Annotated in this window: 18 protein-coding genes and 1 pseudogene; 10 read left to right on the top strand and 9 right to left on the bottom strand. The window is 48.2% G+C overall.

Translation table 11 applies throughout. From position 1 onward, the window contains the following. Positions 1–95: 95 nt before the first annotated feature. Positions 96–1,382 (bottom strand): annotated as a pseudogene (hflX, locus tag HQRW_RS07050) (GTPase HflX); the annotation flags it as partial. 328 nt (positions 1,383–1,710) lie between these two features. On the opposite strand from hflX, the gene HQRW_RS07045 reads away from it, so the two are divergent. Both HQRW_RS07045 and HQRW_RS07040 read left to right on the top strand, forming a co-directional pair. After that, on the top strand, positions 1,711–2,043 hold the full coding sequence (locus HQRW_RS07045) for an FUN14 domain-containing protein (RefSeq protein WP_014556047.1): 333 nt from the start codon (positions 1,711–1,713) through the stop codon (positions 2,041–2,043). Between the two features lie 110 nt (positions 2,044–2,153). Beyond that, complete coding sequence (locus tag HQRW_RS07040) at positions 2,154–3,578, top strand: IS4-like element ISHwa2 family transposase (RefSeq protein WP_014556046.1); 1,425 nt, start codon at positions 2,154–2,156, stop codon at positions 3,576–3,578. Positions 3,579–3,783: 205 nt separating this feature from the next. Here the strand turns inward: HQRW_RS07040 and HQRW_RS07035 are convergent, their stop codons facing one another. From HQRW_RS07035 to HQRW_RS07025, 3 genes are all read right to left on the bottom strand, one after another. Continuing rightward, positions 3,784–3,984 carry a hypothetical protein gene (locus HQRW_RS07035; protein ID WP_011571584.1) on the bottom strand — a complete coding sequence of 67 codons (201 nt, stop codon included), beginning with the start codon at positions 3,982–3,984 and terminating at the stop codon, positions 3,784–3,786. 21 nt (positions 3,985–4,005) lie between these two features. Then, the gene (locus HQRW_RS07030) at positions 4,006–4,491 is read right to left on the bottom strand and encodes a 2Fe-2S iron-sulfur cluster-binding protein (RefSeq protein ID WP_014556045.1); all 486 of its coding nucleotides are present in this window, start codon (positions 4,489–4,491) and stop codon (positions 4,006–4,008) included. Between the two features lie 112 nt (positions 4,492–4,603). Next, positions 4,604–5,488, bottom strand: a complete 885-nt coding sequence (locus tag HQRW_RS07025) for an NAD(P)H-binding protein (RefSeq protein WP_014556044.1) — start codon at positions 5,486–5,488, stop codon at positions 4,604–4,606. 189 nt (positions 5,489–5,677) lie between these two features. On the opposite strand from HQRW_RS07025, the gene HQRW_RS07020 reads away from it, so the two are divergent. Together HQRW_RS07020 and HQRW_RS16105 are read left to right on the top strand one after the other, a co-directional pair. Beyond that, entirely contained in the window at positions 5,678–6,715 is a 1,038-nt protein-coding gene (locus HQRW_RS07020) for a sodium:calcium antiporter (protein WP_014556043.1), read from the top strand. Positions 6,716–7,021: 306 nt separating this feature from the next. Then, complete coding sequence (locus tag HQRW_RS16105; RefSeq protein WP_011571580.1) at positions 7,022–7,168, top strand: hypothetical protein; 147 nt, start codon at positions 7,022–7,024, stop codon at positions 7,166–7,168. 418 nt (positions 7,169–7,586) lie between these two features. On the opposite strand, the gene HQRW_RS07015 is transcribed toward HQRW_RS16105, so the two are convergent. Together HQRW_RS07015 and HQRW_RS07010 are read right to left on the bottom strand one after the other, a co-directional pair. Then, positions 7,587–8,279, bottom strand: coding sequence for a class I SAM-dependent methyltransferase (locus tag HQRW_RS07015; RefSeq protein WP_014556042.1), 693 nt, complete (start codon positions 8,277–8,279; stop codon positions 7,587–7,589). A 225-nt stretch (positions 8,280–8,504) separates the two neighbouring features. Continuing rightward, positions 8,505–9,296, bottom strand: a complete 792-nt coding sequence (locus HQRW_RS07010; RefSeq protein ID WP_011571578.1) for a hypothetical protein — start codon at positions 9,294–9,296, stop codon at positions 8,505–8,507. 112 nt (positions 9,297–9,408) lie between these two features. On the opposite strand from HQRW_RS07010, the gene HQRW_RS07005 reads away from it, so the two are divergent. The 5 genes from HQRW_RS07005 to HQRW_RS06985 all read left to right on the top strand — a co-directional run bounded on the left by HQRW_RS07005 (position 9,409) and on the right by HQRW_RS06985 (position 14,187). Further along, positions 9,409–9,699 carry a hypothetical protein gene (locus HQRW_RS07005; protein ID WP_014556041.1) on the top strand — a complete coding sequence of 97 codons (291 nt, stop codon included), beginning with the start codon at positions 9,409–9,411 and terminating at the stop codon, positions 9,697–9,699. Between the two features lie 203 nt (positions 9,700–9,902). Further along, entirely contained in the window at positions 9,903–10,592 is a 690-nt protein-coding gene (locus HQRW_RS07000; protein WP_014556040.1) for a rhomboid family intramembrane serine protease, read from the top strand. A 74-nt stretch (positions 10,593–10,666) separates the two neighbouring features. Then, complete coding sequence (locus tag HQRW_RS06995) at positions 10,667–11,092, top strand: DUF4864 domain-containing protein (RefSeq protein WP_014556039.1); 426 nt, start codon at positions 10,667–10,669, stop codon at positions 11,090–11,092. Between the two features lie 102 nt (positions 11,093–11,194). After that, the gene (locus HQRW_RS06990; RefSeq protein ID WP_014556038.1) at positions 11,195–13,051 is read left to right on the top strand and encodes an ATP-dependent DNA ligase; all 1,857 of its coding nucleotides are present in this window, start codon (positions 11,195–11,197) and stop codon (positions 13,049–13,051) included. Positions 13,052–13,188: 137 nt separating this feature from the next. After that, positions 13,189–14,187, top strand: coding sequence for an MBL fold metallo-hydrolase RNA specificity domain-containing protein (locus HQRW_RS06985; protein ID WP_014556037.1), 999 nt, complete (start codon positions 13,189–13,191; stop codon positions 14,185–14,187). A 401-nt stretch (positions 14,188–14,588) separates the two neighbouring features. Here the strand turns inward: HQRW_RS06985 and HQRW_RS06980 are convergent, their stop codons facing one another. Then, positions 14,589–16,004: an FAD-binding oxidoreductase gene (locus HQRW_RS06980; RefSeq protein WP_014556036.1), complete on the bottom strand. Its 1,416-nt coding sequence runs from the start codon at positions 16,002–16,004 to the stop codon at positions 14,589–14,591. A 104-nt stretch (positions 16,005–16,108) separates the two neighbouring features. On the opposite strand from HQRW_RS06980, the gene HQRW_RS06975 reads away from it, so the two are divergent. Beyond that, positions 16,109–16,726 (top strand): peptide-methionine (S)-S-oxide reductase MsrA, encoded by a 618-nt coding sequence (locus HQRW_RS06975; protein ID WP_014556035.1) that lies wholly within the window; start codon positions 16,109–16,111, stop codon positions 16,724–16,726. A 136-nt stretch (positions 16,727–16,862) separates the two neighbouring features. Here the strand turns inward: HQRW_RS06975 and HQRW_RS06970 are convergent, their stop codons facing one another. Beyond that, positions 16,863–17,264, bottom strand: a complete 402-nt coding sequence (locus HQRW_RS06970; protein ID WP_014556034.1) for a hypothetical protein — start codon at positions 17,262–17,264, stop codon at positions 16,863–16,865. A gap of 334 nt (positions 17,265–17,598) precedes the next feature. Further along, complete coding sequence (locus HQRW_RS06965) at positions 17,599–18,798, bottom strand: ISH3-like element ISHwa12 family transposase (protein ID WP_014556033.1); 1,200 nt, start codon at positions 18,796–18,798, stop codon at positions 17,599–17,601. Positions 18,799–19,335: the final 537 nt, after the last annotated feature.

Genomic DNA, 19,335 nt, shown 5'->3' with positions numbered 1-19,335 from the left:
CGCTCACTCAGTTGTGCTTGTGTTTTGGTATTCACTCCGTTTGAATCGTGTGTGTTTGCACTTTCATCTGACGCTCCTTTTGATGGGGACTCCTCAAGTTCGGCTGCTTTCGCGCGTGCTCGCTTAACAATCGTTGATCGAGCAGAGAACTCGATAAGCACTGCATCGCCGGTATCAGTGTATTCTTCATTTTCGACATGACCGTGATTATATAACCATGAAACGAGGCTCATTGCATCGTCCGACAACGGCAGAAGCAGCCGCTCGTCGTGCCATGACGGGAGTTCATTCTCGATTCGATTCGTCAACTGCTCAATATTTTCACCAGTAAGCCCTGAAACAGCGACCGGATTCGGTGCTAGCGCATCAAGCGATTGCATCTTCCGATCAAGTTCCCCTTCCTCAACACAGTCGGTTTTATTCAAGACAGTAACAATTGGAGCTTCATTACGCTCATAGAGCGTATCATGGCTGGTGATGAGCTTCTCACGCATTGCATCAATTGACTCTGAGGCATCAACCACAAGTAAGACAAGATCGGCTCGGTACACTGAGTCGAGTGTTGACTCAAACGATTCAACAAGCCAATGTGGGAGATCGGAGACAAACCCAACGGTGTCGGTCAGTAGTACATCTCGCCGTCCGGTATCGGCTCGCCGTGTTGTCGTTCCAAGTGTGGTGAACAATCGATCCTCAGACTCAGCCGTCTGCTCGAGATCTGGATGTCGATTTTTATTCTCGGTAATATCAAGATCATCCGCAAGTCGGCGAAGTAATGTTGACTTCCCTGCATTCGTATATCCTGCAAGGGCAACAAGGTCGAAGCCAGACTCACGACGCTGTTCACGACGTGTTTGCTCTTTTTCAGCAATTGCATCTAGTTCTTGACTGATTCGTGAAATTTGCGCTTTAATATCCCGCTCGCGACTTTCATCATACTCACCAAGTCCCATGAACCCTGGTCGTTCATCACGTTTTGCGAGCGATGATTTTGCCTCCACTCGTGGCAATTCATATCGTAGTTCAGCGAGTTCAACTTGGAGTTGTGCCTTTCGGGTGTTCGCCCGTTGCCCGAAAATCTCTAAAATAAGCGTAAACCGGTCAATAACTTCAACTCCGGTCGGGAGTTTCCCCCCAATGTTATATGTCTGATATGGTCCAAGGCGATTGTCAACGATAACTGCCTCTGCGTCGGTTTGCTTGACCAATCTCGCGAGTGCTTCTATCTTTCCCTCGCCAAAGTGATATGCTGCATCCTCTTCCCGCGATTGTGTAAGGGTATTGCTCACATCATATCCAGCCGCTCTAGCGAGATCAGCAATTTCGCTTAAGTCTGCGACTGCGTTGGGGTCGACTCGTTGTGCAACAATGACTGGAGATATCGTCATAATCTCACCTCAATCCCTTCTGTCTGTGCGATATGACCTCGAACAGTGATTGCAGTAAAGGCGGTCCCAGCATACATCTTCCGTGCTATGCAACCTGTGTTATGCGGTTTCCGCCAATGTATATTTGATTCCTGCACTGTTTCATCATGAATAGAACGTCAAGATACTTGAACACTATCAGCCCTGCTGGCACAGATATACATTATACAAGTACAACAGTTATTATCTGAGTCGATGTGCAGGCGATCGAGTCGACTGCCCTGGGGTGAGTTTAATTGTATCATTACACAAATGATTTATCCGCAAACAGTAGAAACGTAGCATGGTCGACTTACTGCAGCTATCACTGGATCCAACACAACTTGGGATTGAATTTGGTAGCGGAGCGGTCATTGGGGCAGTAATTGGATTTGCGGCTAAAAAGGTTGCAAAGCTGATTGCACTACTCGTTGGGATTGAACTTGCAATATTCAAATTTCTCGAATCACGAGATATCATCTTTGTTGATTGGAGTCGGCTGACTGCTGGGCTTGCTGAAACGACACAAAGCGCGGCTGACGGCACGCCGCCCGGATGGATCTCAACAATTCTCTCGACGCTTTCAGTCTCGGTTGGGTTTACCGGTGGATTTCTCGCTGGATTCAAGAAGGGATAATCTGAGTGTCAAGGCAATACCTATCTTTAATCAGCGAGAGAATCCCGCCGTTTATAACCTGTCTCTTACCCACAAGTGTAATACAAGAGTAGACGAACCAAGATTGGTAGATGGGGCGTCGCTCACGGAGTTGGAAGCCAGAACTCGATGAAGATGGGCAGCTGTGTGACATGGATGTTTCAGGATGGATTCAAACGGAGTTTCGATCAGCCGAGTTTGGAGACAAGCGCCTGAGTGACCGACTAGTACAACTTGGGGATGAACTCGGCAGCTCACCTGCCGAGTCCATCCCTGCTGCCTGCGGAGACTGGGCGTCCACAAAAGCTACATACCGATTTTGCGATAATGAGAGTGTGGATCCCAACGAGGTTCTCTCTGCTCACAAGCAGCAACAGCAATCAAGAGTGAGTCGGTCAGACGAACTCCTGATTGTCTCCGATACCACCGAACTCGTGTTTCCGAGACACCCCTCCAAGGAGGGTCTCGGCGATATTGGCAACTCTGAAATGGATCTCGAAGGTATCAAGCTTCACTCCACGATCGGAATCAATCCACGGACCCATCGAATGACTGGGGTCATCGATCAGCAGCCGCTGATCGAGGACCAGCAGGCCGATGAGAAGTACGATGCCAACGGCAAAGCAGAGCCGATTCAACTTGACAGTGAACATGAGAAATGGAGCCGTGGCGACAGGCAAGCCAGAGACTGGCTTGCCGACGATATCCGCCCGCTATTTATCCATGACCGAGGCGCAGATTCATTCGCGTTCTACGAGGGAGTCACCAGAGAGATGGAAAATGCTGGCTTCATCATCCGAGCGAGTCAAAACCGACGGATTTGGACTGATGATGGTGAACCTGGAAAACTCTTTGACTGGAGCAGCGACCTTGCCGAGCAAGGTCGCAAAACAATCGAGATTCAACAGGGAGGTGGGCGCGAAGCGAGAACAGCGGAGTTGTCGATAGCCACTGGAACGTGTGAGTTGCGCGCGCCAAAGAATAATCCTGAACAAGAGGGTTCAATCGAGGTGAATGTCGTGAGAGTTGACGAGGTCGGTGAAAATGACGACCCGATTCAGTGGGTGTTGCTCACCACTGAATCGGTCGAAGAGTTTGAGGAAACGCTGACACTCATCGACTATTACGGTCTCCGCTGGCGAATTGAAGACTGGCATAAAGTGCTCAAGAGTGGCTGTAACATCGAAGAACGGCAACTGCAGACTTGGGAGCGGATGGAAGTGTTGTTGAGCATGTATTCAGTGATCGCGTGGAAAGTTCTGGAGCTACGAGAACTTGCTCGTGATGATAGTTCAGTATCTCCGGCGGTCCTGCTGAGTGAGGCAGAGCGCACAATTCTGGAAACGAAATTTCCAGAATTGAGCGGTCAAGATGGGAAATCATACGCAGTGAGCGTGGCTAAACTCGGCGGTTATCTTGATCGTGGTTCAGATCCGCCACCAGGGTGGAAGACGATGTGGAAAGGACTCCAGAAGCTACGCATGTGGGCTGAAGGATACGAACTCGGTACTGAATGAGCGCGCTTCGCGGCTCATTCAGCAGAACCCGCCGAAATAACGAGTTCAGCTGAGCTTTCCAAGCGGCTTCATGGATACTTCTCTAATCTTGGGCAGATACTGATGGAAATTTGATTGATTTCTTCTTTTCATGCCTGATTTGGTCGAAATTACCCTCTAGTATTGAGTTATGGGTAAGAGACAGCGTTTATAACGGGCGAGGATGTCACGACCGCGGAAATGTCGCACCACACGTTTGGCAGACATCAGCATTTGTCTCTGAGTGATATTCCAGTCGACCCTCGTCACAAACTCGACACGGTGTATATGTGACAGATTGCCCATAATTAGGTGTCTCTACAGGAGGATCGTCGTTACCCCACATCGTGAGTGCCCCGCGAACGATATCGACTAGTTTTCCAATCATCGATGTAACTCCTCTATGTCATTATTTGTCTTGGTCATCATCAGTGTGATGCCCCCACAGTCCATCGTGTTTTATCACCCTAATGTCGTCAAGAACACGCGTTTGACACGCAAGTCGGAGTTCTGAATCAGATGTGTGTGGCGGGACCGACAGTCGAACGCGCTCAATAGCTGTGCGCGAGTTAATACGAGCAGCTGCATCACCGGATTCGCGATTATTAGTTGAGTTCTGACTACTGGATGTGTCGATGTCGGCTGTCATCTCGACAGAATTGTTAGTATCGGTGGAAGTAATAGTTTCATTCGATGTTCCTGTATCCTTCCTGTGATGGTTATTTGATCGTATTTCGACCGCGCAAGTTCCACACGTCCCATGACCACGACAGTTGATAACTGATGCAGCGCCATTGTGTGGGTCTATTCCAAGGTCATATCGTTGAAGCACGTCACGAAGGATTGCCCCGTGGTCACACTCAATGGTGGTTGTTCCAACCGTAACAGTCGGCATAGTAGATAGTAAAGTCACATCCACAAGTACAAGTGCTCACCGTTCATTTCTGGAATATCTGAGTTGCGTCACCACAGTACACTATTCTTCAGAGCTGAAAATGAAACCCAGACTAGTTTGCTGTGAGTGCCTGATTAATTGCAGTCTTGATTGGGGTCTGATCAATCGGAACGACATTTTGAAGATCCCGATCATCATCAACTGTCACCGGATGTCGCATGCTTTTCGCCAGTGGTCTTGCAATGCGATATTGGACATCGGTCGTAAGTCGAAGCCAATGTGAAGACAACTCGGGAGTTAGCACAGGAACGGGAATAATCAATACGCGTTTGTTTTTGACGTTTGCAGTCATCCGAAGGAGTTCTTCATATGAGAGTACACTTGGACCGCCAATATCGAAGATTTTCCCCCGTGTCTCCGGTACGCTGAGCAATCTCACAAGATACCTAACTGCATCATCAACAGCAATGGGATTTCCTGGAGTGCGGACCCATGTCGGAACCACCATCAATGGAAGACGATCTGTAAGATCATCAACAATTCGGAAACTTGCACTTCCGCGACCAATAATGACGGCTGCTCGAAGGACTGTCAACTCATACTCGCCTCCCTCTAAGACAGCCTCAACTTCTCGTCGTGATGCAAGATGTGGTGAGAGATCCCGCTCATTGCCACTGATTCCACTCAGATAGATAACACGGTCGACGCCTGCTGTCGATGCACGCTGGCGAAATCGGCGTGCGTATGTTCGATCAAGCTCAGCGAAATTCTCAGCGGTCAATGAGTGAATAAGATAATATGCAACATCAACATCATCACACATTCCCTCAAGCGATGCAGGATCGCCAAAATCACCCTCAAATGGCTCGACACCTGAAGGAAATCCAGCCTCACTGGCGCTTCGTGAAAAAGCAACAACGTCGTGATTCTGGTCGTGAAGAGCACGGACTAAACGACGACCAACGAATCCGGTCGCCCCTGCAACGAGGATTTTCATATATATAATATGTGAGCGCACACGTATCAGTTGTTGTATAACGGCTCATGGAATCACACTATTGCTTACGTATCATTATTTAATTTCCACAAACACAGACTGATGGCGATTTTAGAGATAATTTTGAGTTGATTCGGATAGATAATATAATCGGGAGATTCAGGAGGGAGGTCTGCATGGTGAATCATAATGGTTCTTGCAGGCGTGGTGCCACAGACACCATCTGTATTCATTATTGTCATCTTAGTAGCGACTGGACTTGTATGGATTGGGACGGGATGGCTCGAAGGAGCAGCAGAACGTCTCTCAACGTACTATGGGCTTCCACCCGTCGTTCAGGGTTCAGTTGTTGTTGCGATTGGGTCGAGTTTTCCTGAGTTTGCAAGCGTTGTATTCACCGCTGCAGCAGGTGTCTTTAGTATGGGTATTGGCACTATTGTTGGATCCGCAATATTCAATATCCTCGTCATTCCCGCGTTATCTGGGATACTTGCACAACAAGGTGTTGAGTCGAATCGAAATATTGTGTATAAAGAAGCCCAGTTCTATATGATCGCTGTTTCAGCGCTTATTGTGACGTTTGCACTTGCAGTTATTTATCTTCCAGCACCAAATCGTGGAGAACTTGTCGGGATGATTACTCGTCCCCTTGCGGTAATCCCGTTATTTGTGTATTTACTATATTTATTCATTCAATGGCAGGAAGTGAGCGATTATACGCAGGACGTATCAACGGATTCAATCGCTGTTGGACGAGAATGGGGACGGTTGGTCGCCGGATTAATTGCGATTTTGATTGCTATTGAACAGATGGTTGGGGCTGTTGAGGGACTTGGTTCGATTATCGGGATCCCTGAGTTTCTCGCTGGTGTGACGATTATTGCCGCAGCGACGAGTTTACCTGACACACTTGTGAGTGTCCGAGCGGCACGAAGTGGGGATGGGACGACAAGCCTTGGAAATGTCTTAGGGTCGAATACATTCGATTTGCTTGTTGTCATTCCTGTTGGCGTGTTGATTGTCGGGACGGTTCCGGTTAACTTTGCAACGGCTGTACCAATGTTCGGAGTTTTAACACTTGCAACTGTATTACTCTTTACTGTCCTGCGAACTGACCTCACACTCACACAACGTGAGTCATATGTTCTTGGTGCCGCATACACATTATTCATCATCTGGATTATCGCCGAATCAGCCGGTATCACTGGCATATTAAAAACTGTGTGAGATCTCAAATAAATCAGATACTGCAAACAGCGCGTTCGCTTTCTGTGCTATTATACAGATTCGAGGAGAGGAGTACCAGGGGCTAAGATGTGGCACTCCCAGCAGTCCCACTCAACTCGCCACAGTCCGTGAACCCCGAACGGATTCTCACCGTGCTGTGGTTCGGGGGACTGCAAACCTGCAATCTCCACCACTCACGCTCACGCTCAGGATTTCTCCGTGTTCACGCCGAGGAGGATGTCAATATGACAATTAATATATTTGAGGTGGAAAACAATTATACTGAGTTATCTATAATATATATTTATGATGGTAGACGAATCAACTGGACAGACGAAGCGAGTAGAGCTTAATTGTCCAAACGGACATGAAAACGATATTGATGAATGGCGAATGAAACGGTTTCGTGTTACCTGTGATGAGTGCGGCATTCGGTGGAATCCAGCGAGCTAGCGATTATAGAATACAAGGAGAAGACCCGAGTCTTCAGGGCTGTCTCTTAGTTATAAGTTCACCGAGTCTCAAACGGCTGTTTCAGCTACTTTCGGACCCAATCTGTAATCAGAAGATCGAGGCGAGGAGCGACTCAAGTAGGGGATATCGACGGTGGGAGGTTACTGAATGCTGATAAACGAGATCAACAAGATTGTTCCATAGAGGTGTTTCATCCGTGAGTATCAGGATTTTTATCGGATTCATCGATCTCGACAGCGACTCGATTTATGCGTAAAAGACAGGTCTAAAGCCGCGAGAGGATATCAAATTGCTGATAATACTATCGAGTGATGGAGATGCCAGTGTCCACGGGCGGTGTGAGTTGAGCCATTCTGCCCTCTTCCACTGACTCAGGGGAGATAGAGACAGTGCAGACTTATTGCTTCTCATGGGCTTCGTTGGTGCTTTCTCGCCCGGCGTGAATAACAATCGTCCCAAAGAGATGCCGTGTCGTCACGATAGAATCCATTTGTGTTTCAAGTGCATGTCTTGATGCTGCTGTTCGTGTTGCTAATTGCGTAAGCGCATTATTGGTATCACTCGCAAGATCGAACAGTCGCGCATTTAATCGTGTGAATGCCCAAAGCCCAACATTAGCAATCGCATTCTCGCCTGGAACAAAGTTTGCAACTACAACTGTCTCAGCAGTGTGACACCACTCGTTTACAACCACCTGTGGGTTGTCAAATAATGACGTCACAAACGTCGCAACGACAGCGTCAACAGAGTTAATCGGCGGAGTTGTTGCATCAGCGCAAATAACTTCAACATTATCCCAGTCACGGCGGGCAATCAATGACCGAGCACGGTCAATCATTGGTTTTGTCACATCGATACCAATAACCCGCCCAGTCGAACCAACAGCCGCTCGGAGTGCTGGGAAGTTTACTCCTGGTCCACAGCCAAATTCGACAACTGTTGCTCCAGGCTCAAGATTAAGCTGGTCGACACACGCTGCTCGAATACCACCAATGGATGCTGTTGCTCGCGCAAACCAATCATATGCAGGTGCCCATGTGCCATAGTCCGCACGGATACGCTCAAGACGAGAGGTGTTATGTTCGCTCACACTGTCAGGATATTTCTACTGCATATAACTCTTGAACCCAACCACTCAGAATTCATATTTGATCTTTCATCGTTGGATAACTCGGTGAATTGATTTAGCTATGATCTGATTGGGTTTGATATTATGCCCCTATAGCATGTGGTGAACAGACCGATATGTCGAGTACAGATAAGCGAGGAACGAACAACATATGACTGTTTCATGATGATGAGTGCGTGCGAGGTATTATGATAATAATGGTGTCTCGATATCCATTGTAGTCGCGACTGTCGTTGGTGGCATATGCGGCCATTTTCGCTCTGGACTTTCACGAGCAACGGTTGAATGACACTGTGTTGCGTTATTGCATGCTCGTGGTCGTTGATAGTCGATTCCACGCTCTCCCAGATATGTTACATAACCATCATCAACTCGGTCCAGCTTTTCATGACAGACCCAGCGATCACCACACTGCTCGGATCTGATATCTCGATATGGACATGTAAATCGGGTACGTTCAGCACCCCCATCACGCATTGTTTCATCGATACGGACTCCAACAGCTTGATATGCAACTCGGAGTCGACGTGCAACGGCTTCTGGCGTACGTGCTCCGAGAAAGAGTCCGTGGGCGAGTGCGTATCCAAAGTCGTGAAGCATCCGCTCAAAAAATGTCAACTCTTGTGGCGTATCCTCAAGCAGCGATCGAACTCGGTGATACCATTGACTCACCGCAGCCACCGCTTCAGACTTCTCTGCAGCATGAACAAGTCGCTCTTTTCGCTCTCGAAGCGGTGCTGCACCATCGGAGAGATGGAACGAGGGAATTGACTCAACATGTTCAAGTACGTTTTCTCGAAGACATGTTCCTGCTTCGTACGCCTCAACGTACTCGGTAAGTGTATCGTACCATGCGTCGGCTATTGCACTATATGTCCCATTAAGAAGTGCATCTGCTTCAGCAAACCGCTCAGTATCAGGGGGTGCTGGAAATTGATTGACCGCACGTTGCAACTCGGCCGGAGACGGCCCTGCCATATGCAATACTTATCGGGAATAAACTTCAATCTGTATGGTATCAATAAATCAGTGGGTTGATGCTACTGATTACAGGGTAAGGTACTCACGGATGCGAATATAATTATGCTGTATGCCAGATGAACAAAGTGAAGATATCGAAGAGTATCTTGATCCAGATCTTGATTCGGATCTCAGCTCCACGACGTCACAACGTGATGATAAACCACTTCCAGGTCCATTCTCGCTCACCCAACTCGTTGGCGGAATCCACCTCTTAACAGCTGCTGCTGTGACACCGTTTTTATGGATAGCATATCAGAATGGTAACCTTCCGCAGATGGCATCGCTCGGTGGATTGATGATTCTTATCATTATCGCCGGTGCCGCTGCATCTCGAATTGCGGCTCGTCGGGTAGATTGACCGTGAGGAATGCAATATTATGAAAAGCCTCAGAGTATTCGCCTTTTCTGTAAATAAATCTGATTAAACTCCTGCTCGCGCTTCAGCTTCGAAAGGATTCAATGTCGTAGCCACTATTTCAAAACGACGGCTCACCTGCTTGTTCGTCCGGTGAATCCGATATCCATACGAGTGTTTTTCAGTCTAAGCAACGTATATTGACCATGGGCAATCAACAACCGCGGCGGTCACAATCGTCCGGGAAGAGTGGTGATGAAATCCTTCCACGGACCACAGTCCGCGGCGGGCGGAGTCCAACCGCCGAGACAGTTGTACTCCTCTGTGGGTTCTTTCTCATACAGTACCCATTATCTGCAATTGGTCTTGTTGGATTATTCGCATTAAGTCCGATTGTCGTTATCGAACCATGGACGCTCATAACAAGCACATACGCTCATGGTAGCATTGGTCATCTCATGAGCAATCTGATCGCACTTATTCTCTTTGGCGCACTTGTCGAACGAACAACAACGCGGCTTCGGTTTCACACATTCTTCATTCTTACTGGTGCGCTTGCTGGCGTTGCAGAGATTACACTTGGAAGTCTGCTCGCGTTTAGCCCTCGGGCTGTGCTTGGCGCTTCTGGAGCGGTGTTCGCACTGTTTGGATATCTTATCACGAGTAATGCCATCGCAGATACACTCATCGACACAATTGATCGAGTAACAGATATTTCCTGGGCTGTGACTGCAGTGCTTATTATTGTCGCTGCTGTCATGGCTATCCTCCTGAGTGGTCCGGGAACTGCACTCGTTGGGCATGCCGCTGGGCTTGCAATAGGGCTGGTCGCTGGTCGCATGCGGCTACTTAGAATAGATAATTCATCATCGACATCTGCTCAGCGTTCGGTATAGCTATCATCACGACGAATCGATATATCTGAAATCACGAAATACAGACGCACACAATCACAACTCATTAACAACATATGACAACAGAATATACTTATCCGATTACGACAGTTACAGTCCCAGAATCAACATATGATGCTGAAGAGGTTATTGCAATCCAGCTATCAGCGTTTGCAGATAACGATTCACCGGTTCCGGACGCTGGGATTAAAACGGCATATAATTTCGCTTCGCCAGCAAATCGCCGTGCGACCGGACCATTCGATCAATTTCGACAGATGGTCCAAAATAACCGTTACGCACCGATGATTGATCATAATGAAGCAGTGACAGGACCGCTTGAACAAGATGGTGACAGTGCACAACAGCGAGTAACACTCACTGGCGAGGATGGTCAGACCGTCACCTATCGCTTTGGTGTGTCGAAGTATGAGTCCACACCTGAGGACGAAACCATACCAGAACCAAATTGTTGGCTTACAGACCGTGTTCTTCGAGAATAACAGACAGAATTCAAGATTCAAAATGCAAGATGCAAGATGAGGATTGAGAGTTGAGAAAATAGCATATCATCGACATAACCGAGGGTAATATTCAATTAAACTGTGAAGTACTCTGAACTCGCTGAGGTATATACTGACGTCGCTGCGACATCAGCAACGACCCAGAAGGGGACGCTCCTCGCTGATTGTTTCTTAGATGTCTATAATAATACCGAGAAATCGTTGCTTCCGGTTACCGTTCGACTTGTCCAGGGTCGTGTATTCGCTCGCTGGGAAGCAGCGGAAATTGGTGTTTCAACCGCTGGTGCTGCAGACGCGATTAGTAAGGCAACCGGTGTCGAGAGCGAACAGATCGAGACATGGTGGCGAGAGGAGGGTGATCTTGGTGATGCTGCTGCATACGCTGTTGATGATCGCGTACAACAGACACTCACTGCAACACCGCTGACAGTCACCCGTGTATATGAGACACTCCGCGAGGTTGCTAGTTATGCAGGTTCGGGTAGTCAACAAAAACAGCGAGACGAAATTGCTGGACTCATCTCTGATGCATCACCACTCGCTGCTCGATATATCGTTCGAACCGTAACAGGATCAATGCGACTTGGTGTTGGTGAAGGAATCGTTCGTAATGCACTTGCAAGCGCATTCCTTGACATGTCTGATGATGCTGCGGATGCCGTCCAGCGAGCGATTGACTTAACCAACGATGTTGCTGTTGTCGCGCAGCGTGTTGCTGAGCAGGGGCAACCCGGGTTAGATGATGTTGATCTTGAGTTATTTCGTCCAATTAAGCCAATGCTCGCAAAGCAAGCAGAGAGTATTCAGACTGCGGTTGATGAACTTGCCGCAGATCCGAAGCACATTGAGAGAAATCATAATATAGAGTTATCACACAGTGGAGCAGTCCTCATTGAGTTCAAATATGATGGTATTCGTGCTAAGATACACCGCGATGGTGATGAAATACGAGTATATACACGACGACTTTCTGATGTGACAGAGCAGTTCCCGGATGTTGTCTCAGCAGCACGTGATCATATTGATGCTGAGCATTATATTATTGAGGCAGAGCTTGTTGGATACGACCCACAAAGTAACGATGATACCCCAGTCACATTCCAAACGCTTGCACAGCGTATCCAACGAACCGATAACGTCGCCACGATTGCGAAGTCGATTCCGGTCACAACATATGTCTTTGATTTACTTGCCCTCAATGGTGAATCATTGCTAACGGATACGCTTGAGATGCGGTTAGAACGCCTCAATACAATCCTTAGCACAAAGGCGACGTCAGATAGTAAATCCGCCTCGACACATAATGCTCACTCTTCAACGTCTGTTACGACCGTGAGTAATGATCAATATCAATCCAGCTCATCACTGAGACGGGCACAGTGTACGTGGGCAACAACACAGACAACAGCAACGGAGTTCTATGAGGATGCACTTGCTGCTGGTCATGAGGGTGTGATGATAAAAAATCCGACGCGACCGTATCAACCCGGGTCTCGAGTTGGATATCAGCGGAAAATAAAGCCAACAATGGAGCCACTCGATCTGGTTGTTACCCGGGCAAAGTGGAGTGAGGGGCGTAAAAGTGACTTTCTCGGTCGACCGTACCTTGCATGCCGAACTGCTGATGGTAATCTCGCAGAGGTTGGTCGGATGCATACCGGATTCACTGATGATCAACTTGAGACGTTCACAAACCGTGTCGAACCATTGATTGAACATGTTGAAGGGAGAGAAGCAACGCTCACACCTGCTGTTGTGCTCGCGGTTGAATATGAGGAAATACAGATCTCATCAACATATGATTCTGGGTATGCACTTCGATTTCCACGATTGAAACAAATCCGACATGACTGTGACCCATCGCAGGCAGACTCACTTGAGCGCGTTGAGCGGTTGTATGAACAACAATCACTCGATGAGAGTCAAACGAGTGTATAATACAGCAGGTGATGAAGATCGGATAGATGTTAATCCTACGTTGCTCCTGGTGAGTCGTTTGATACACAGAAAGTCTTCGATTTCTTGACAGTAGAGAGAAACCAATAGATACACGCAACACAGAGGTTACTGTACGCGTGGCTCCCGGTGTGTATCTTCGTGATGGTGTTGAAATTGAATTTGCAAGTGGTGAACGAATTGTCTGTGATGGAGTCCCAAAAGGATCCTCAAAGCAAGAGGTAACAACAGCTGTCAGTCATGCTCACGGTGATCATCTGGTTGATACTGCGGGTGAAATTGTTGCCTCTGAGCTTACCGTTGCACTTGCATCTGTTCGCCAGTCAGAGTGTAAGCCAGAGAAAATTACCCATCCAGCAGTTGATTTGATACCAGCGGGTCATATTGCTGGGTCGAGAGCGGTCCTTCTCACTGATCCTGAAACGGATTGTCGGTATCTTTACACCGGTGATTGTCGATTATCTGATCGATTATATCTTGATGGATTCGATCCGGTCGACGCAGATGTCTTGATTCTTGAAACGACGTATGGTGACCCAAAATATCGCTTTCCATCACCTGAAAAAACACATGATCGAATTCGTGAGTGGCTTGCTCAAACGATGGATGATGTCGTAATTTTGTTCGGATACGCACTTGGTCGGGCACAAAAACTACAAGTATTACTTGAATCGACAGCGCGTTCACGCGTGTTCATCACGGATGCAATTGCAGAACTTAATGCAGTCATTGAGTCACACCATGAGATTAGCTTTGATGCACGCCGATATACTACAGATGTCACACTGCAACCTGGTGATGCAGTTGTATTACCGATGCAGACAACACGTCTTGGGTGGATTGAATCACTTATTGAGGCGACTGATGCAATGACTGCCGGATTCTCTGGGTGGGCAATCGATGATTCATTTATTTATCAGCGTGGGGTTGATAAAGGGTTTGTACTCTCGGATCATTGCGATTATGATGAGCTCATTGAGCTCGTCACGACTGTTGATCCAGAGCGTGTTTATACACAACACGGGTTTACTGAGACGTTCGCAACACGACTTACTCGTGAGCACGGATATGATACACAAGCGCTAAAATCGAATCAATCAACGCTTGGTGACTTCTGATGATCATATCGCCAACCTATCAAACTCACTCCCGAGTCACGTCCAAATCTCACAGTCTTTTTTCACCGTTGTATCAACTGTTGATGCTGTGATTCTTTGACTCAAAATAAAGCCAAAAACTGGCGTTCCAACTTTGCTGAGTGCGGTCTTGTAGAGACAGACGAATCATGATGTCATCACTCATAAGTATCATCGCCGTTACAGAAAGAGGAAACCAATCGTAAGATTACAAAATCCTCGGGTCAGTCCGCACGGAGTGAACTGCGTGAGTGATAGCAAGTGTAACAGGCGAGATTTTATTCGACATATGATAACTGGTGGATGATTAGATTGATACGCGCACTTCACTGCGGCTGAGTGATAACCGATATGATAGTCGATACAGTCACTTTGCGCATTTATTATTCTGTCTTTGGAGTGACAGAAAGCCCATGATCAAATATTCCAGCAGGATCATAGCGAGCTTTGAGTGTGCGCAATCGGTCGTAATTATCATCGAAGATCTTTCTCTCCCACTGTTCCCACTCACCCTCTTCGACGCCAGCGTACCCTGCGTATGCACCTTCACCACCTACCTCACGGAATCGCTGTTCAGTCTCATGAGCCCACTCGATATGAGCAGGATTGTCATGGTCCTCCCATGCAGCCTCGATGAGAATAAGATATGACTTATCTCTCCACGCATATGCAGTCTCAGAGTCATCGTCGATAGCCCCGCCCATCGACCAAATACCAACACCATCCATCTCACCAGGTGCTGTGTCGGTTTGGGTTATGACGAGCTCGAGTATCTGCTCGGTGAGTTCGTCCACAAAGACAGAGCGGTTGATGTATTTCCGCCCCCATGGATGCATCAACGTCCCCATTTCGTGTAGCGCGGTATATGCCATGGGCTCTGTTGCATCAATCAACGGCTCGGTAATTTCCCGAAGTGGAGCGAACGCATCCATCGCTGTCTCAGGATTGCCAGCATAACAACCGATAATTCCAATCGCTGGTTCACCCTGTTGGGACTCAGGAATGGGCGGCACAGCAGGTACTTCTCCATAATTAACGATTGACGACATCGCCTCTGGCTCGGTGAACTCAGAATATGTCTCAAGAACCGTTCGTGCAGCATCTGCCGGATAAAATGTGATGAGTCCACCGATAAGCGGTCCCACATCATATAGCTCAAACTCAAAGTTAGTGACAATACCAAACTGACCGCCACCACCTCGCAGTGCCCAAAACAGGTCGGCATTTTGATTCTCACTTGCTGTGTGTGCGGTTCCATCAGCCGTCACGACCTCCATTGAGCGGAGTGAATCGACTGAGAGTCCATGTTTTCGACGAAGCCACCCGATACCGCCACCCAGTGTCGTTCCGCCCATCCCGACACAACCCGCACTTCCGGTCGGTGTTGCGAGTCCATGCGCTTGTGTCGTCTTGATTACCTCTTTCGTTTGAGTTCCAGGACCGATATTCGCGATCCGTTCCTCAGCGTCAATATCGATGTGATCAAACGCTGCAAGATCAATGACTACCCCATTGTCCACGATTGCCTCACCAGCTTGATGATGGGCACCGCCACGAATCGACAATGTGAGATTCTGTTCACGTGCGAAATTAATTGCTGCTGCCACGTCATCGCTGTCGAGTGCCCGGACGATAACTGCAGGATATCGATTGATTAATCCATTCCAAACATCGCGAGCGTCATCATACTGCTCATTATCCGGTAAGATCAGATCGCCGGTTATTTGATCATCGAGTCCACGAATTGTTTTTTCACCGAGATTTTTGATAATCCCCAATGGGTGTCTGTCTGTCGACATTTGCGGATATCAATATGTATGATCAAACACTCACATGATTATTGGGTATCGGTATTCTGTGTGATGTGCGGTGTGTATATTCATGTTGACGACACAGATTATATATGGAAGTAACATCCGATGATATTCAGGAGTACGATGAATCAGCTCCAACATCCGCAGAGACAGAGACGGCAACATTCGCTCTTGGTTGTTTTTGGGGTCCAGACGCACGGTTTGGTTCATTCGATGGGGTGATTCGCACACGAGTTGGCTATGCTGGTGGAACGACAGCGGATCCGACATATCATGACATTGGCAACCATACTGAGGCAGTTCAATTAGAGTATGATCCAAGCGAAATCACATATACCACACTTCTTATGATTGCGCTTGAGAGCCATGATCCACGTCGACAGCCATCAAAAAGACAGTATCAGCATATCCTGTTCCCAACATCATCGCAAAAAGAGACGGTGAAAACGGTCCTTGATTCAAACGGATTTGATATTAATTCAGTAGCAACGCGTATTACTTCACCACCATCGCCGTTCTATCATGCTGAGGACTATCATCAAAAATACCACCTTCGCTCAAAGCGCTGGGCAATTGAAGCATTTGATGACGCTGGATATGATGAAGAAGCATTGCGAGAATCACCGACTGCAGCGATATTGAACGCTACTGCTGCAGGTCATGAGACTCACATTACTGAACCAATTGCTGATACTCCGAATCAGTAATTTAATTCCATCTGATTACCATCTCACAGATTCGATAGAAATAGTGGTACATATTTAATAACGCGATCACGGTTATGAGACGAAACTGGGACTAGCCCTCGTCACCCGGAGGGAATGCCCATGTCGGTCAAAGTGATTATATTTCTTCTTCAACCCGCCTCAACATTGCATCCAAATACGCCGCAGCAAGCAATGGCTGGGTCTTTGTTGTTGCATCTGCATCAGGATCGGATTCAATTGCAATCCGAACCCGCTCACATCCATGTTGAAGCCGTGTCTGAAGCAATCCAGTTGGGAGTTTGTTCGTAGACACAGTTTCGATAGTGTCAACTGCCGACCGTATCGTCTGAACTTCATCGGTCATCGACGATTGCTCACATTCGATTGATGCAGTATAGTGAGTGTGAGAAATACTATCTTCATCTGTGTATATGTCATCTGCGTTCTGACGAGTGGCAATTGTAAGCGCTGCCTCGTGACTGGCTGTCAGCAATTGTGTCAGCACTGCCTCAACATCAGCAGGGACATCTACAGCCATATATATCATATAATGAAGCGCCGTATGAAAATCCTTGTACTAGTCTCAGTGAATCTACATCAAATACGTAGCTCGTTTTGTCCTTTCTGTCCCTGTAGTATCTGTATAATAGCCATATATTCGCTAGTTGTCCACTCTACCGATAACCGCAGCCGCGAAAGTAAGACTTCACGTCCGGAAGACGTCGAAACAAGACAAAGACGCCAACAGCTGTCTCAGTGACCTAAACAGATATCGAGTTTACTACTTGTCTCTACTGAGCTCTGTGTTGAAGCCGCAATTCAGATACAGCTGTCGCTGGTCGCCAGCCTCGCTTCGCCCGAAGCGAGGCGGCTTACCCGAGTCCGTGTTCGTGCCCTGCTGGTAGTCCCTGGCCGTTCGTCTGGTGTTCATCTTTCCAGCCGAGCTCATCGTCCAGCACCTCTTCGACCCCATGGAGAAACGCGTTGTTGAACGTGAAATCGGTCGGAAGTGCTCGCCCGCCACGCCGTGGTCGGGCGAGCACTGCCCACTGCAACACAACCCACAACTGCTCCAGCAGGAACCCAACGCCCACGTAGAACAGCCGAATCGTCGTCGATGGTGTTGTTGTCAGAGCACGCGCTTTCCGGAATGTCTCGTAGCTCTTCTCAATCTGTGCCCGGTGGTTGTAGACCTGCGCCACTTGCCGCGGCGTTCGGTCTTCCAGACCGTACGCCGCGTATCCTGTCTGTTTGAGCCCTGACTTCCCGCGATCTCCGTTTTGATACGTGACGTTGACCGCCAGTGGATACGTTTGTTCGTGCTCTTTCCCTTCGCAGATTATCTCCTCAGTCATGTACGAGGAACCCGTTGTGAGCTTCTCTTCGAGGGTTTCTTTCCCGGTTCTCACCGGAAAGACCGGCGGTGCTGCCTCACGGAGAACGCCGATTAACTCGCCACAGAAGGCGTCTCTGTCCATGAGAATCTGATCGATCTCGAACGGATAAGTCTCAACGCGGGCGAGCACGCGCTCGACCGCGTCGGCCTTGCTATCTTTGCCATCAACCGGTTCAACCGCCAGCGTCAGCGGCTTCCCCTGTGCAAGAACAAACGCTGTACAGTAGCGGTGACACTTTGTAGTGCCGTCGCGGGCACTCATCCGCCGGAATTCGTCTTCATCGTCTGGACAACCGTGGAATGGGTTGTTCATGAAGTCGATGCAGATGGTTCTCGACCCGTCGCGGTCGAGAACCGTCATAGCTACCAGCGCGAGAATGTCGTTGACAGCATCAAGCATTGTCTCTTTTTCCAGCGTGTGGAGCCAATCCATCACTGTCTCCCGGTTTGGTGTGTCCTCAGTGCTGGTTGTGACACCGTTGACCGATGTCTGGTCAACAGCAGCTCGTAAAACGACTTCCATGATCTGGTCGGAATCGAGGCCGGAGCCCTCGATTCCTTCCATGGGTATCAACTCAAGCAACTCCATGCTAAGAGATTTCAGCTGGCTGTTCGAAATGAACTCGTCCGGATCGGTGAGGATTCGTTTGAGCTTTGGTAGGTTCACGTCACCCACATCCGGGCAGCGGATGAATCAGCTTCCTGATTCACCCGCTTCATCTGGCACTATATGTCAGCGACGGCATCACTGAGACAGAGTGGACAACTAGCGATATTCGATATCTCGTGTAATTTCATTATAGTTTTCAATATCTTAGGATGGAGTCCCCTTCCTCAAGACAAGAGCAAGGCGAATGAGTAGGGAGGGGAGGAAACGATGGCAAATCAAACCGTTATAGCTAAATAATATATCGATATCAGACACTGAGTATCACCGTCGAACTGCTATCACACGGCTTGACGGCTCTCCCAACAAGACCACGAGCTGCTCCACGCTACCATGGAAGAGTAGCTTGACAGATGCAACATCAGATCCAATCTCGCGTGGGAGAAGTCACGATCACAAACCGGACTCAAAAAAGACTTAAATCAACAGTTGAGAGCCCGAGTAATCCGTTCAGTTTCAGCCTATCTCAGAACACGATGATTTCTGGGGAGAGCCTGAACAACCCCACCACAAGGGTCGGGGTTCTCGCCCTGCTCCGCCTATAGA

This window comes from Haloquadratum walsbyi C23 (genome assembly GCF_000237865.1).
GTDB classification, from domain to species: domain Archaea; phylum Halobacteriota; class Halobacteria; order Halobacteriales; family Haloferacaceae; genus Haloquadratum; species Haloquadratum walsbyi.
Note: the sequence above shows the minus strand (reverse complement) of the source record. Positions and strands in the feature narration are given on the sequence as shown.

What these genes read in the sequence shown, in the direction of transcription:
- HQRW_RS07035 (WP_011571584.1), bottom strand. Translation starts at nt 3,984, where the DNA reads ATGATTGGAAAACTAGTCGATATCGTTCGCGGGGCACTCACGATGTGG.
- HQRW_RS06980 (WP_014556036.1), bottom strand. Translation starts at nt 16,004, where the DNA reads ATGTCGACAGACAGACACCCATTGGGGATTATCAAAAATCTCGGTGAA.
- HQRW_RS07000 (WP_014556040.1), top strand. Translation starts at nt 9,903, where the DNA reads ATGGGCAATCAACAACCGCGGCGGTCACAATCGTCCGGGAAGAGTGGT.
- HQRW_RS07025 (WP_014556044.1), bottom strand. Translation starts at nt 5,488, where the DNA reads ATGAAAATCCTCGTTGCAGGGGCGACCGGATTCGTTGGTCGTCGTTTA.
- HQRW_RS06975 (WP_014556035.1), top strand. Translation starts at nt 16,109, where the DNA reads ATGGAAGTAACATCCGATGATATTCAGGAGTACGATGAATCAGCTCCA.
- HQRW_RS07010 (WP_011571578.1), bottom strand. Translation starts at nt 9,296, where the DNA reads ATGGCAGGGCCGTCTCCGGCCGAGTTGCAACGTGCGGTCAATCAATTT.
- HQRW_RS07045 (WP_014556047.1), top strand. Translation starts at nt 1,711, where the DNA reads ATGGTCGACTTACTGCAGCTATCACTGGATCCAACACAACTTGGGATT.
- HQRW_RS07020 (WP_014556043.1), top strand. Translation starts at nt 5,678, where the DNA reads ATGGTTCTTGCAGGCGTGGTGCCACAGACACCATCTGTATTCATTATT.
- HQRW_RS07005 (WP_014556041.1), top strand. Translation starts at nt 9,409, where the DNA reads ATGCCAGATGAACAAAGTGAAGATATCGAAGAGTATCTTGATCCAGAT.
- HQRW_RS07040 (WP_014556046.1), top strand. Translation starts at nt 2,154, where the DNA reads ATGGGGCGTCGCTCACGGAGTTGGAAGCCAGAACTCGATGAAGATGGG.
- HQRW_RS07030 (WP_014556045.1), bottom strand. Translation starts at nt 4,491, where the DNA reads ATGCCGACTGTTACGGTTGGAACAACCACCATTGAGTGTGACCACGGG.
- HQRW_RS16105 (WP_011571580.1), top strand. Translation starts at nt 7,022, where the DNA reads ATGATGGTAGACGAATCAACTGGACAGACGAAGCGAGTAGAGCTTAAT.
- HQRW_RS06970 (WP_014556034.1), bottom strand. Translation starts at nt 17,264, where the DNA reads ATGGCTGTAGATGTCCCTGCTGATGTTGAGGCAGTGCTGACACAATTG.
- HQRW_RS06995 (WP_014556039.1), top strand. Translation starts at nt 10,667, where the DNA reads ATGACAACAGAATATACTTATCCGATTACGACAGTTACAGTCCCAGAA.